Source organism: Xenorhabdus anantnagensis (genome assembly GCF_028598555.1).
In the GTDB taxonomy this organism is placed as follows: domain Bacteria; phylum Pseudomonadota; class Gammaproteobacteria; order Enterobacterales; family Enterobacteriaceae; genus Xenorhabdus; species Xenorhabdus anantnagensis.
Genome location: NZ_JAQRFN010000003.1, coordinates 35,805 through 49,935 on the forward strand (window position 1 = coordinate 35,805; position 14,131 = coordinate 49,935).

Annotated in this window: 11 protein-coding genes, 1 other RNA gene and 2 pseudogenes; 6 read left to right on the plus strand and 8 right to left on the minus strand. The window is 42.2% G+C overall.

Annotated elements, in window-relative coordinates; all coding sequences use genetic code 11:
• Positions 1 to 123: 123 nt before the first annotated feature.
• The 5 genes from htpG to apt form a co-directional block, all read right to left on the minus strand.
• Positions 124 to 2,013, minus strand: a complete 1,890-nt coding sequence (gene htpG, locus PSI14_RS03275) for a molecular chaperone HtpG (protein ID WP_273574583.1) — start codon at positions 2,011 to 2,013, stop codon at positions 124 to 126.
• A 202-nt stretch (positions 2,014 to 2,215) separates the two neighbouring features.
• A complete protein-coding gene (recR, locus tag PSI14_RS03280; protein ID WP_273574396.1) occupies positions 2,216 to 2,824 on the minus strand; it encodes a recombination mediator RecR in 609 nt (202 codons plus the stop codon).
• Complete coding sequence (locus PSI14_RS03285) at positions 2,824 to 3,153, minus strand: YbaB/EbfC family nucleoid-associated protein (RefSeq protein WP_273553244.1); 330 nt, start codon at positions 3,151 to 3,153, stop codon at positions 2,824 to 2,826. Before PSI14_RS03285 ends, recR begins: the two co-directional genes overlap by 1 nt.
• Before the next feature lie 48 nt (positions 3,154 to 3,201).
• Entirely contained in the window at positions 3,202 to 5,199 is a 1,998-nt protein-coding gene (gene dnaX / locus PSI14_RS03290; RefSeq protein WP_273574397.1) for a DNA polymerase III subunit gamma/tau, read from the minus strand.
• Positions 5,200 to 5,297: 98 nt separating this feature from the next.
• Positions 5,298 to 5,849: an adenine phosphoribosyltransferase gene (gene apt, locus PSI14_RS03295; RefSeq protein WP_273574398.1), complete on the minus strand. Its 552-nt coding sequence runs from the start codon at positions 5,847 to 5,849 to the stop codon at positions 5,298 to 5,300.
• 207 nt (positions 5,850 to 6,056) lie between these two features.
• Here apt and priC point away from each other — a divergent pair, with 207 nt between their 5' ends.
• Together priC and rsmS are read left to right on the plus strand one after the other, a co-directional pair.
• A complete protein-coding gene (gene priC / locus PSI14_RS03300) occupies positions 6,057 to 6,599 on the plus strand; it encodes a primosomal replication protein PriC (protein WP_273574399.1) in 543 nt (180 codons plus the stop codon).
• Between the two features lie 21 nt (positions 6,600 to 6,620).
• Positions 6,621 to 6,785 carry a pleiotropic regulatory protein RsmS gene (gene rsmS, locus PSI14_RS03305; protein WP_273574400.1) on the plus strand — a complete coding sequence of 55 codons (165 nt, stop codon included), beginning with the start codon at positions 6,621 to 6,623 and terminating at the stop codon, positions 6,783 to 6,785.
• A gap of 160 nt (positions 6,786 to 6,945) precedes the next feature.
• On the opposite strand, the pseudogene PSI14_RS03310 reads toward rsmS, so the two are convergent.
• Together PSI14_RS03310 and acrR are read right to left on the minus strand one after the other, a co-directional pair.
• Positions 6,946 to 7,208: pseudogene (locus PSI14_RS03310) on the minus strand (DsrE family protein); the annotation flags it as partial.
• A gap of 17 nt (positions 7,209 to 7,225) precedes the next feature.
• On the minus strand, positions 7,226 to 7,876 hold the full coding sequence (acrR, locus tag PSI14_RS03315) for a multidrug efflux transporter transcriptional repressor AcrR (protein WP_273574401.1): 651 nt from the start codon (positions 7,874 to 7,876) through the stop codon (positions 7,226 to 7,228).
• A 141-nt stretch (positions 7,877 to 8,017) separates the two neighbouring features.
• Here acrR and PSI14_RS03320 point away from each other — a divergent pair, with 141 nt between their 5' ends.
• From PSI14_RS03320 to hha, 4 genes and pseudogenes are all read left to right on the plus strand, one after another.
• Positions 8,018 to 9,217, plus strand: a complete 1,200-nt coding sequence (locus PSI14_RS03320; RefSeq protein WP_273574402.1) for an efflux RND transporter periplasmic adaptor subunit — start codon at positions 8,018 to 8,020, stop codon at positions 9,215 to 9,217.
• A 14-nt stretch (positions 9,218 to 9,231) separates the two neighbouring features.
• Positions 9,232 to 12,381, plus strand: coding sequence for an efflux RND transporter permease subunit (locus tag PSI14_RS03325; protein WP_273574403.1), 3,150 nt, complete (start codon positions 9,232 to 9,234; stop codon positions 12,379 to 12,381).
• 562 nt (positions 12,382 to 12,943) lie between these two features.
• Positions 12,944 to 13,270, plus strand: a pseudogene (tomB, locus tag PSI14_RS20125) (Hha toxicity modulator TomB).
• Between the two features lie 94 nt (positions 13,271 to 13,364).
• Positions 13,365 to 13,568: a hemolysin expression-modulating protein Hha gene (gene hha / locus PSI14_RS03335; protein ID WP_010845060.1), complete on the plus strand. Its 204-nt coding sequence runs from the start codon at positions 13,365 to 13,367 to the stop codon at positions 13,566 to 13,568.
• A gap of 88 nt (positions 13,569 to 13,656) precedes the next feature.
• On the opposite strand, the gene ffs is transcribed toward hha, so the two are convergent.
• Positions 13,657 to 13,753, minus strand: an RNA gene (ffs, locus tag PSI14_RS03340) — signal recognition particle sRNA small type.
• Positions 13,754 to 14,131: the final 378 nt, after the last annotated feature.

Genomic DNA, 14,131 nt, shown 5'->3' on the forward strand with positions numbered 1-14,131 from the left:
CCACCATACCATTTGAATAGGGGTGGCTCAAGAAAACAGGTAAACGTTTTCGCATTCACCAAAAAATAAACCACGCTCTATTTTTCGTTAAAGCGTGGTTTTTTTATCTTTATTTCAATAAGCTTAAGCTTTTTCAGCTAATAATAATTGATTCATTCGACGAATAAATTGGTTTGGATCATCCAATGTGCCGCGTTCAGCAAACAATGCTTGATCCAGTAACAATTCTACCCAATCAGCAAATTGAACATCATCATCAATACCAGCTGCTTTCTTAACCAGAACGTGTTCAGGATTCAGCTCAAAGTTATAACTTACTTCTGGTGCAGACTGACCCGCAGCCGCAAACAACTTCGCCATTTGAGTACTCATTGCATTGGCATCGGTTGTTACGATAGCCGGAGTATCTGTCAGACGATGAGTTAGCTTAACTTCTTTCACTCGCTCACCCAGTAGAGTCTTCACGCGCTCAACAAATGGCTCCAGTTTTTTGTCTGCTTCTTCCTGCTCGGCTTTGTTCTCATCCGCCAATTTGTCAAGAGATTCATCAGCTTTGCTGACAGATTGGAGTGATTTGCCATCAAATTCTGTCAAGTAGCTCATCATCCACTCATCAATACGGTCGGACAGCAACAGAACCTCAATGCCTTTCTTGCGGAACAGCTCCAAGTGTGGACTATTCTTCGCCGCAGCATAACTATCCGCAGTAATGAAATAAATCTTTTCCTGCCCTTCTGCCATGCGGCCAACATAATCTTCCAGAGAAACTGTTTGAGCGGAGTCATCATTGTGAGTCGTAGCAAAGCGCAGTAATTTAGCAATGGCTTCTTTATTTGCGTTATCTTCGGCAGGTCCTTCTTTCATCACCAAGCCGAACTGCTGCCAGAAGGTCTGATATTTTTCTGCGTCGTCTTTTGCCAGTTTATCCAACATTTGCAATACACGTTTAGTCAGCGCACTGCGCAGGTTACGTGTGATTGTACTATCTTGCAAAATTTCACGGGAAACGTTCAATGGCAGGTCGTTGGAATCAATCAGACCACGGACGAAGCGCAGGTAATTTGGCATGAACTGCTCAGCTTCATCCATGATGAACACACGCTGTACATATAGTTTCAGGCCGTGCTTATGTTCACGGTTCCACATATCCCATGGTGCTTGGGAAGGGATATACAGCAGGCTAGTGTACTCTTGCTTACCTTCAACACGGTTATGACTCCAAATCAGAGAGTCTGTAAAGTCATGGGAGATATGTTTATAAAACTCTTGATACTCTTCATCACTGATTTCAGCTTTACCACGAGTCCACAAGGCTTGGGCCTTGTTGATTTTTTCCCATGTGACGGTAACCGAGTCGTCTTCTTCGTTTTTAGTCTGGGTTTCAATTTCAACCGGCAAAGCAATATGATCAGAATATTTGCCAATGATAGAACGCAGACGCCAGTCATTGAGGAATTCGCTTTCTTCATCACGCAAATGTAAGGTGATTTCTGTGCCACGCTCTGATTTTTCAATATCAGCAACGGTGTAATCACCTTCTCCTGTTGATTCCCAGAACACACCTTGTTCAGCTGGTGTTCCTGCTGCACGAGTACGCACAGTAACTTTGTCCGCAACGATAAATGCAGAGTAGAAGCCGACACCGAATTGACCAATCAATTGGCTGTCTTTTACCTGATCAGAACCAATGGATTCAAGAAATGCTTTAGTACCAGATTTTGCAATCGTCCCCAGATTATCAATCACCTCATCACGGGACATGCCGATACCATTATCGCTGATAGTGATGGTTTTCTGTTCGCTATCAATAGCCAAACGCACGCGCAATTCACCATCATTTTCATACAGTTCAGGCGCGGACAATGCACGGAAACGCAATTTGTCAGCAGCATCAGATGCGTTTGAAATCAGTTCACGGAGAAAAATTTCTTTGTTGGAATAGAGAGAATGGATCATCAATTGCAACAGTTGTTTGACTTCAGACTGAAATCCACGGGTTTCCTGACCTTTCATGCTCATTTATTACCTCAATCTAAATCCAGTTCAGATATGTAAAATCGGACGATGGTAATCAAATGGGGATAGATACGGAGAGTTTCAAGTTAAGATAACAAGAAGAATGTAAAATTAGTTTGATGGGCGAGTAAATCAACTATGGATGGCGGTATAGTCAGCACCATCCATCGGTGCTACTTATCTTAATTTGGGAGATAAATCACAAATCAGTAATTCTTTGACGACCAGCCAGCGAATGAGACAGCGTTGTTCCATCCACCATTTCAAGCTCCCCCCCCACAGGGACACCATGAGCAATTCGACTGGCTGTCACACCATATTGAAAGCATATTTCTGCAATATAGTTTGCCGTTGCCTCTCCTTCGACAGTTGGGTTGGTTGCTAGGATGATTTCTGACAAGGTTTCAGAAGATAGGCGGTCTTCTAAACGATCCAAACCAATATCCATTGGCCCAATGCCATCCAACGGCGATAAATGCCCCATCAGGACAAAATAACGCCCCGCAAACTGACCAGTTTGTTCGATGGCATGAATATCCGCAGGGCTTTCTACTACACAGATCTGACCATTCTGCTGACGACGGGGATTAGCGCAAATCGTGCATTGTTCCTGTTCCGTGAATGTCCGGCAATCCCGACAGTGACCAATTTCAGACATGGCTCGCGTTAGTGCCTGCGCCAATCGCACTCCACCACTGCGATCTCTCTGCAATAGATGGAATGCCATCCGCTGCGCAGATTTGGGGCCTACGCCGGGCAAACAGCGCAGGGATTCCATCAGAGATTCAAGAAGAGGACTGGTTTGCATTAGAATGGCATCTTAAATCCAGGCGGTAATTGCATTCCGCTGGAAACACTGGCCATTTTTTCTTTCTGGGTTTCTTCAATGCGGCGAGCTGCATCATTGAATGCCGCAGCGATCAGATCTTCCAGCATATCTTTGTCGTCGTCCATCAAACTTGGATCGATTTCAACACGACGGCAGTTATGTGCGCCATTAATAGTGATTTTTACCAGTCCTGCCCCGGATTCACCTGTCACTTCCAGACTTGCAATTTCTTCCTGCATTTTCTGCATCTTGTCTTGCATCTGCTGGGCCTGTTTCATCAAATTACCCAAACCACCTTTACCAAACATAATTCTCTCTCTTTGCTATAACCACAGCATAAAAATACACTATGGTAGTTAAACAGGCCGGATACTTTCTTCATCCAATTCTGCATCGAATAGTTGCTGAAGTGTTTGAATCGTTCTATCCGAAATAATGGATTGACGCGCTTGTGCCAATTTTTCTTCATAAATGGCTTGTCGCCACTCCAGCGGCGTTTTTACCGCAGGATTATCATCTTCAATGATATTGAGTTCAATAGGTTTTCCATACAACTCGCTTAATGCTTCAGTCAATGCTTTCTGAGCCGATGCTGAATTAAGATGGCGTTGCTTTGAACGTAAATGCAGACAAAGACGATTTTCATCAATCTGTTCTTTAAACGCATTCAGTGCTATCTGCTGAATCAATTTTGGAATATGCAGTTTATCAATTTCCGCAGCCCATGAATCCCTTTGTTTCGATTCAATGATCAGCTTTTCTACCAATTCTGTTGTCTTCTCATCCTCCAGCGCCGCTTTGATCGCTTTTGGTGTCGCAGTCGAGCGTGGCTTTTCCTCCCCAACATTCGTTGCCCGCCAGCGATAAGCTTCTTTCTTTACTGGTTTAGGTTCCTGTGTTTTAGGGATATAAGATTGAGGCCGTTGCTCTGCCACCGCCACCAGTCGCTCTAGCGCCGAACTTGCCAGCTTAGCCTTCGCAGACTCTGCCGGCTCAGGCTTTTTTGGTGGGGTATTTCCTTGGCGAGTCAGCGAATTTCTCGCTTGCAATAGTTTCGCTGTTGGGCTGCTTGCTGTGGGCTCATTGTCCATTAGCTGAGGCATTTTTTGCTCAGGACGTACATTTCCTACATTATCTGAGGACAGATGACCTGGGGAAAGCTGAGCCGAAGGTTGTGCTACAACATGTGCTACAACAGGTGCTACTTCAATTGGCGGTACGAGATTTTCCACAGTAGGTGAAGATGGTGGCGTTTCCTCAATGACAGTTTTTGGATGGAAGGCTAAGGCTCGCAATAATGCCATTTCCACTCCCATCCTCCGTTCTGGTGCATAAGGAAGCTCTTTGCGCCCTACCAGCAATGCTTGATAATAAAGCTGCAAATCAGTCGGAGAGATTGATCTTGCCAACAAACGCAGTCGCCCTTCCGTTGAAGAAGGCTCGCTTTCAGGTTGCTGAGGCAATAACTGGAGCATGGCAATTCGATGCAACAGCGATAATGTTTCAACCAGCAGATTTTCCCAGTCCACACCGCGAGAGGCCACTTGTTCCACCAGGGCCATCATTTGTTGACCATCTGCACGCACCAACGATTCAATCATCGCCAATGGTTGATCATCATCCAACGTTCCCAACATCTGGCTAACAATATCCGATGTTAGTTTCCCTCCACCAAGAGCAATAGCTTGATCCGTTAAACTCAAGGCATCACGCATGCTACCGTCCGCAGCACGGGCAAGAAGTTGACGAGCGCGAACATCGCTCTCTATTTGCTCTGCATTAAGGACATGCTCCAATTGACTACTGATTTGATTCACATCAAGTGCTTTCAAATGAAATTGCAAACAGCGTGAAAGAATAGTCACTGGCAGTTTCTGTGGATCTGTCGTTGCCAAAAGGAATTTCACATGCTCTGGAGGCTCTTCCAATGTCTTCAATAATGCATTGAAGCTATGGCGAGAAAGCATGTGAACTTCATCAATAAGGTAAACTTTAAAACGCCCTCGAGCGGGCGCATACTGGACATTGTCCAATAATTCACGAGTATCTTCTACTTTTGTGCGGGAAGCCGCATCGATTTCAATCAGATCAACAAACCGACCCTGTTCAATTTCAAGACAGTTCGCACACTGACCACACGGAGTCTTTGTTATACCTATTTCGCAATTAAGTCCTTTTGCCAACAGACGTGCAATAGTAGTTTTCCCAACACCACGAGTGCCGGAAAAAAGATAAGCGTGATGGAGGCGTTGGTGTGCAAGACCATTAGCCAACGCAGTCAGCACATGTTGCTGACCAATCACATCAGAAAATATTTGTGGGCGCCACTTACGGGCGAGTACCTGATAGCTCATGAATACCGAAGAAATTGAACATGACTGCCTATCATGCTAGCACAGCCTCACCATTAACGGCGAGGCTGATGTATCATTAATGCAAAAAAACAGAATAATCAGTGGCCGGGAAATTCAACGATCGTGTAGCAATCAACGCCTTGTTTTTTCAAGCGCTCAGCACCACCTAAATCCGGTAATCCAATGATAAATGCAGCTTCGGAAACTTGACCACTCAAACGACGAATCAAGCGCACCGTCGCGTCAATGGTGCCACCAGTTGCAAGCAGATCATCAATGACCAGAACCTTATCCCCTTCGTTAATGCTGCTTTTATGAATTTCCAGGGTATCTGTGCCATATTCCAGATCATAAGTTTCGCTTAGTGTCTCACGCGGTAATTTACCTTTTTTACGAACAGGGACAAAACCAACCCCCAGACGCAATGCAACAGGAGCTCCGAATAAGAAACCACGTGCTTCAGTACCAACAATTTTCGTAATACCCTTATCCTGATAATGAGCCACCAATAAATCTATTGTAGCTTGGTAGGCTGCTGGATTATCAAGCAATGTGGTAATGTCACGAAAAAGTATTCCCGCCTTTGGATAATCAGGGATTGTTTCGATACTATCTTTAATTAATTGCAGTATTTGTGCGTTAGCGGTCATAATTGATGCCAGCCAAGTTATAAAAAGAAAACGGTAAAATCTATTCAAACTACCGAAAAAAAGCAACTGCAAGACAAGTTATTGCTTATATTTTATTGAATTAAGTCAAGATTCACACCTACCACACTCGGTGTCATTACAACCGAACATGCTAAGCCAATTAAAATAGGCTTTAACAAACAGATTATTAATGATAACGAGATACTGATGGGCATACAAAATTTATTAACTGCGCTTGAAAAACAAGTCAGTATTCTGGAAAAAGATCTCGCTTTACTGTCTGACATCCCTTTTTCCACCGCTCGTTTTGATCAAGCATTATTCCACCACAACAGCAATAAACTCGGTGGATATATGCAAGAAATCAGACAAAATATGGAACAATTGAAAGTCTGTGTAAGCGATTATCGTATTGAGCCAGTGAAATTCCTTGCCGAGCGTTTAGTGACACAAATCGAGGCACTTAAACGCGAAATATCAACTCAATCGTTGCGGAAACAGGAAGATAAATTTGAGCGCCGCTCACAAGAACGGGATCTTTACCAACGTCTGGCAGAACATCAGGATTATGAGCGTCGATTAATTGCAATGATCGATGACAGAGAATTACAGTTAAGCAAACAGATGACACTTACCAATCAGCATAAACTGCAAAGAGAAATCGCAGCTTTAGCTGGCAGACTCGCCCGTTGTCGTCAGGCATTAATGCGGATCGAGAAATCGATAGAAAAGCAAGAAAATTCAGATTAATCACAAGGGGAATAACCAACTATGACTCTGGAACAAGCGCCGCCTGAAGTGCAACTCGCCGTAGATCTTATTTATCTGCTTGAATGTAACAAAGTTTCTCCTGCTATCGCATTGGCAGCATTAGACATCGTCAAACATGATCTTCGAGAAAAATTGGAAAAACAGCCCCAACAGTCCGAGGAATAAGCAGGAGAAATAATAAACCTACTATCAAAATAAGGCGAAAAAAACATAACACAAAAAATAGCATCGCGGAGAATTTGGTACATACACTCCCTCTATTGAGTAAAGTACCCACATATCGGTTAACTGAAACCATGAACTTATCTACCCATCATTTGCAGAAAATGGAATAGTTCACTAACTCCCGATCGTCAGTACAAGTTTTACACAATTTAACGTCGATATCTTGCACCGTCAAAATTTCTAACATCTGTTTTAAATTATAGTCTTCTTTGGGCGTCTGCCCGGCCAAGCCAGCAACCACAACATCAGACATTAAGAACAATTCAGTTCACTGTGGACTTCTGCTCTTTAAAGGCAATGGATAATCTCAACGCGTTAAATACCATATGCTGCTCCATTAGCAACCATCAGAACAGATTCCATGACTTTTGCTCCTGTATTCAAGACTCACTTTCTTTGTTATTCCGCAAATGGTGGCTATATTTTAGTGTATCGATGAAACTATCCACCAAATGAGCAGACTGTTCTTGAAGATTAAAACTGTCCGGTGAGAATGACCAGTTATCCAGTAATCCTGTCATCAATGCTCTCAACATAATGGCAGAACGTCTAAGGTCAAGGTCATAAGGCAGTTCTCCTGATTGAATGCAATCAGCCAACATTTTTTCAATTTTCTTATAATCGGAAATACATATTTCCCTAATTTCCTCTACTAACGAAGACATTTCTCCAACGAATTCACATTTATGGAAAAAAATTTCCATTAATTGGCGGATTTGAGAATCATCAATCACCATTCGTAACATAGAAATCAATAAAGATCTCAAAGCAATAAGTGGATTATCCGGATATTTTGATTGATACTCTTTCTCTAGCTCGTCTATTTTATGCTCTGGCATTCTGCAAACAACAGAAAGTAGATCCGTTTTATTTTTAAAATGCCAGTAAATTGCTCCGCGCGTTACACCTGCGGCAATTGCGATATCGGATAGTGAAGTCGCTGAAATACCTCTCTTAGAGAAAGTCTTTATCGCAGCGTCTATGATTTTCTGACGAGTTTGATTTGCTTGCTGTTTAGTTTTTCGTGCCATTTTAGTGCCATAAACTTTGTTTTTTACTGAGGCTGATTTACATACATTCATGTATGTTTGTACTATAGCACCCTTAATCAATGAAGTAATGATTTCACTTGTTGGATTAGAGAATCAATATTGAAAAATTGAGGTTTACTTATGCGAAAGAACAGGGGAGTTTTGCCTCTGGCCACATTACTGGTAATTTCAGGCAATTTCATTCTTTCAGGATGTAATGACAATAAAAATACACAGCAAGGGGCCGCTGGTCAGCATGTTCCTGAAGTTGGTATCGTAACGCTGAAGGCAGAACCTCTAACGGTTATCACAGAATTACCGGGCCGTACATCGGCTTCTCGTGTTGCTGAGGTTCGTCCCCAAGTCGGCGGTATTATACTGAAACGTAACTATAAAGAAGGGAGTGATGTTGCTGCTGGGGAGTCATTATACCAAATAGATTCAGCAACTTATCAAACAGAGTATAGTAAAGCCAAAGCAAGTCTGGCCAGATCACAAGCCAATGAGAACGTTTCCCGCTTAACTGTTGAACGTTATCAATCCTTGCTTGGCACACAATATGTGAGTAAGCAGGAATTTGATAAAGCAAATTCAGATTATGCTCAGGCAAAAGCAGATGTTGAGTCTTCTAAGGCAGCGTTGGAGAGTTCCAGAATCAACCTGGCATACACCAAAGTGACATCTCCTATTTCTGGGCGTGCGGGTAAGTCCACCGTCACAGAAGGAGCACTGGTTTCCGCGGGTCAGCCAACAGCCCTAACGATTGTTCAGCAGTTAGACCCTATCTATGTTGACATCACTCAATCCAGTGACGACTACCTGCGATTCAAAAATGAAATTGCAAAAGGAACTGTCCAAAAGGAGAGTAAGAAAAACAAAATCCGCCTAATAACTGACTCAGGGCAAGAGTACAGTCAAGAAGGTTACCTTGAGTTTTCTGACGTGACGGTTGACGAAACAACAGGCTCTATCACTATGCGAGCCGTGTTCCCAAATCCGAATGAAGAATTACTCCCGGGTATGTTTGTCCGCACCAAGTTAGAAGAAGGTGTGCGCAAAAATGCGATTTTAGTTCCTCAGCAAGCTATTACCAGAACACCTCGTGGTCAGGCAATCACCATGATTGTGGATAAAGATAACAAAGTAGAATTGCGCAATATCAATGCTACTCAGGCAATCGGTGACAAATGGCTGGTAGTAGATGGTCTGAAAACTGGGGATAGAGTAATCGTCACAGGATTGCAGAAAATAGCGCCAGGAATAACGGTTGAGCCAACGGAAACAGATCTGAACGCCAAACCTACGGCTAATCAAGATGAGTCTGCAAAAAAGCCTCAATAAGGAGTCGGTGATTCATGCCTAAGTTTTTTATCGAACGGCCAATTTTTGCATGGGTAATCGCGATCATCACCATGCTATCTGGCCTGCTGGCAATCATGAAATTACCCGTGGAGCAATACCCCGCAATTGCCCCACCCGCCATTTCTATTTCAGCAGTTTACCCTGGAGCTGACGCGACAACAGTACAAAATACTGTAACACAGATTATTGAACAGAATATGAACGGCATCGATAATCTAGTGTATATGTCTTCTAGTAGCGATTCTGCGGGACACATGAATATCACGCTGACCTTTGAAGCGAACACAAATCCAGATGTCGCGCAAGTTCAGGTTCAAAATAAACTGCAATTGGCGATGCCACTGTTGCCTCAAGAAGTTCAGCAACAAGGTGTCAGTGTTGATAAAACCACCAGCTCATTTTTGATGGTGGCCGGTTTCATCTCTCAAGACGGTTCCATGACTCAAGATGACATTGCCGATTATGTCGGGGCCAGTGTCAAAGATAACTTGAGCCGTGTCACTGGCGTAGGTGAAACAACACTCTTCGGCACACAGTATGCCATGCGCATTTGGCTCGATCCTGACAAATTGCTTAACTATAAAATATCTACTCAGGATATTATTAGTGCAATCAAGGCACAAAACAATCAGGTTGCAGCCGGGCAATTAGGAGGAACGCCACCTGTTCCAGGGCAGCGTTTAAATGCGTCGATAATCGCACAAACTCGTCTGAATTCAACACAAGAATTCGGCAATATTTTGCTGCGCATGAATCCTGATGGTTCACAAATTCGCTTGCATGATGTTGCTACCATTGAATTGGGCGCAGAAAATTATAGTATCATTGGTCGCTTTAACGGAAACCCCTCAGCGGGAGTTGGTATCAAACTGGCAACTGGTGCCAATGCATTGAATACCTCCAAGGCAGTCAAAGAAGCACTGACTGAAATGGAACCTTTCTTCCCTCGAGGGTTGACAGTTGTTTATCCATATGACACCACGCCATTCGTCAAAATTTCTATTTTTGAAGTGGTAAAAACATTGACGGAAGCCATCCTGTTGGTGTTTATCGTCATGTACCTGTTCCTGCAAAACTTCCGGGCCACCTTGATCCCAACAATTGCGGTTCCGGTTGTACTGCTTGGTACATTTGCCATCCTTGCTGCATTTGGCTACTCCATCAATACATTAACCATGTTTGCCATGGTACTTGCCATAGGTCTGCTCGTGGATGATGCCATTGTTGTGGTGGAAAACGTCGAACGAGTCATGCAGGAAGAGGGGCTATCACCGAAAGAAGCCACCAAAAAATCAATGGGGCAGATACAAAGTGCTCTGGTCGGTATCGCCCTAGTGCTTTCCGCTGTATTTGTACCAATGGCATTCTTCGGAGGTGCAACAGGAGCGATTTACCGCCAGTTCTCAATCACCATCGTTTCAGCAATGATACTGTCTGTTCTGGTGGCCTTAATCCTGACTCCTGCACTGTGCGCTACGATGCTAAAACCAGTTGCCAAAGGCAGCCATGGAACTCATACAGGATTCTTTGGCTGGTTTAACCGCCTGTTTGAAAAGAGCACACTCCATTACACTGATAGTATCGGTCGGATGTTACGTGGCACAGGGCGCTACTTGGTGATCTATGTCATATTGATCGCGGGCATGGGCTGGATATTTAAAAATCTGCCCTCCTCCTTCCTGCCAGAAGAAGATCAGGGTGTTTTATTAGCAATGGTTCAATTACCCTCTGGCTCAACTCAAGAGCAAACACAAAAGGTATTGGATCAAATAAATGACTACTTCTATACCAAAGAAAAAGATGTTGTTAAATCTGTGTTTACAGTTAATGGCTTTGGTTTTGGTGGTCAAGGGCAAAATACTGGCCTGGCATTTATCAGCTTAAAAGATTGGGAGCAACGTAAGGATCAGAAAGACAAGGTGCCAGCCATTGTTGGTCGAGCAAATGCTAATTTTGCTCAAATCAAGGAAGGCATCGTCTTTGCGTTTAATATTCCTTCAATTGTAGAGTTGGGTTCTGCCACCGGTTTTGATTTCCAATTGATTGATAAAGGAAATCTGGGACATGAAGCACTGACAGCAGCACGCAACCAATTGCTTGGTATGATTGCACAACATCCAGACATGCTGACGAGTGTTCGCCCCAATGGGCAAAATGACACACAGCAATATCGCATTAATATCGATAAGGAAAAAGCAGAAGCACTGGGTGTATCTATGACCAATATCAACTCAACTTTGAGTACGATGTTTGGTGGTGCTTACATCAATGACTTTATCGACCGAGGTCGTGTCAAAAAAGTCTATATTCAAGCGGATGCTCCTTTCCGTATGTTGCCAAGCGATATCAGCAAATTGTATGTCCGTAACTACCGTGGTCAAATGGTGCCGTTTTCTGCGTTCATAGATGCATCAAAGGAGCCGTGGGTTTACGGTTCACCGCGCCTGGAACGCTATAATGGTCTCCCTTCTATGGAAATTGTGGGTGAAGCAGCTCATGGACAAAGTACTGGTGATGCAATGGCTCTTATGGAGCAACTAGCATCACAGTTACCTTCTGGGATTGGCTATGACTGGACTGGAATGTCTTATCAAGAACGCCTGTCCGGTAATCAGGCTCCAGCTCTGTATGCACTGTCATTGATTGTTGTATTCCTTTGTCTGGCAGCATTATATGAAAGCTGGTCTGTTCCGTTCTCAGTCATGCTAGTCGTCCCTCTGGGGATTATCGGTGCATTACTGGCAACATCAATACGTGGACTGGATAATGATGTTTACTTTAAGGTTGGTTTATTGACTACCATCGGGTTATCAGCGAAAAATGCCATCCTTATCGTAGAGTTCGCCAAAGATTTGATAGAGAAAGAAGGAAAGGGATTAATAGAAGCAACACTCGATGCTGCCAGAATGCGTTTGCGCCCAATCCTGATGACTTCTTTAGCCTTTATGCTTGGAGTTATGCCTCTGGTACTGAGCAATGGCGCAGGTTCAGGTGCACAAAATGCCGTGGGAACAGGAGTATTGGGCGGTATGATTGCTGCTACATCATTAGCAATTTATTTTGTCCCTGTGTTTTTCGTTGTCATTAAGCGGCGGTTTTCGAAGAAAAATGAGGAGATTGAACCTATCTCAACCCCTCACTAAATTTAACTACAAAAGGCCACTCATGTGGCCTTTTAAAATAGGTAAAAAACTCTCCAAACAACAAATTACAATATCTGCGTTAAAATTCATCCATAGTCTAATTAAAATAAATACTTATGAAAGACAGGTTACGTTTAAAAAAGTAACATCTTTCTGATTTTTATAATAAACAGAAGGTAAGTTAGCAACTTTCCTTGTTTTTATCTTGATCACACCGCTAATGGTAAAAAATTTTCCATCTTGATGGTGACATATGTAATAATGGCACTATATTGATTTTGAAAGTCGTAATATAATCGCCTATAATGACACTTGTGCTATTGCTACAACATCTACTGTCTTAGTATAATTCTATATATTTAGCAAAATATGTAGATATGGTTATCCTACGTAGTGGAGTGCTAGCACTTGGCAGAAACGCAAAACAGAGCTTCAATATTAATAAATAATAATCATGTTTTGATAGGCTCTATTCTAAAAGAATGACTATAATAATTAACATGTATAAGCTCATTTATAAACCTTAGGGCAAATAAGCCATATGTCATTTGTGGAGGTGATTATGGGCGAATATCCACCAAGAAGACATGATGTTGCTGAATTAAAATACTTATGTAAAATTTAATTCATGAGGTGTTTTCTGTCCTGAATCACACTGATAATCATTGGATTCACGAGCTGGCCTCTGAAAAAAGCTTAAAACTAAAACGAGTTGATTGGACACTTTGCAGCTTTTGTCTAGAGCTTTAAAATTAAATACTCAGACAACTACAGCCTAAGTGTCTTAATTGATGACTATCTAGATGAAACATATAATTTGTTTGAAAGTAATAATATAAGTTTTATTGAACTTACAAAGTGGCAAAAAACAAAAGAAATGAACAGTTAACTAAGATTCTGTTACATGATTTGAATGCTACTTTAAGCAAAACCCAATAAATATATTTCTAACTATTTTTTATTCCCAAGAAGATAAAGCGACTATGACTAAAACTGACTATCTGATGCGTTTGAGAAAATGCACTTCTATTGAAACACTGGAACGTGTAATTGAAAAAAATAAATATGAGCTTTCGGATGATGAACTTGAGTTGTTCTACTCCGCGGCCGACCACCGTTTAGCTGAACTTACTATGAATAAACTTTATGATAAAATCCCATCATCTGTTTGGAAGTTTGTCCGCTAAGCTGTAGTGTTCAGATAGAAAGTGACTAAGCCGGTAACTATTATCGGCTAAGAGTATAATTTGATGATGATTTTGAAACTGGTGAGGGCTCTGCCAGCGACATCCCGGCACACACATCCCTTGCTATGGCTGCTTCTTTCCAGACCTGACCAAGTTAACAAGTTAGCGTTGCGGGAGAACCAACAGAGCCCCCATTGACGTTAGCTTCAAATTTCGAAGCGGTGGTCATTATCTTTCAAACATTATGAAATAGCAAGGAAACATCAGCTGAATGCTGATTTATTGCTCGCAACGTTGTAAAAACCATCAACCCAAAAATTTTGACACTAAAAATTTCTGCGTCTACTGCCTAATTTTTAATCATTCCACTATTTAATGATTTTACTTAATGAAATATAGCATTTTTTTAACCTGAAATTCTCTCCAACTTTTTCAAATTAATAACCTATAGTAGACAAGAAGACATAACATACAGACAGCAAACAGATGTAATAATAAATACATTTAATAATATTAATGGATCATTGTTTTATCATATAAAAATTACATAATTTCAGTTCCAC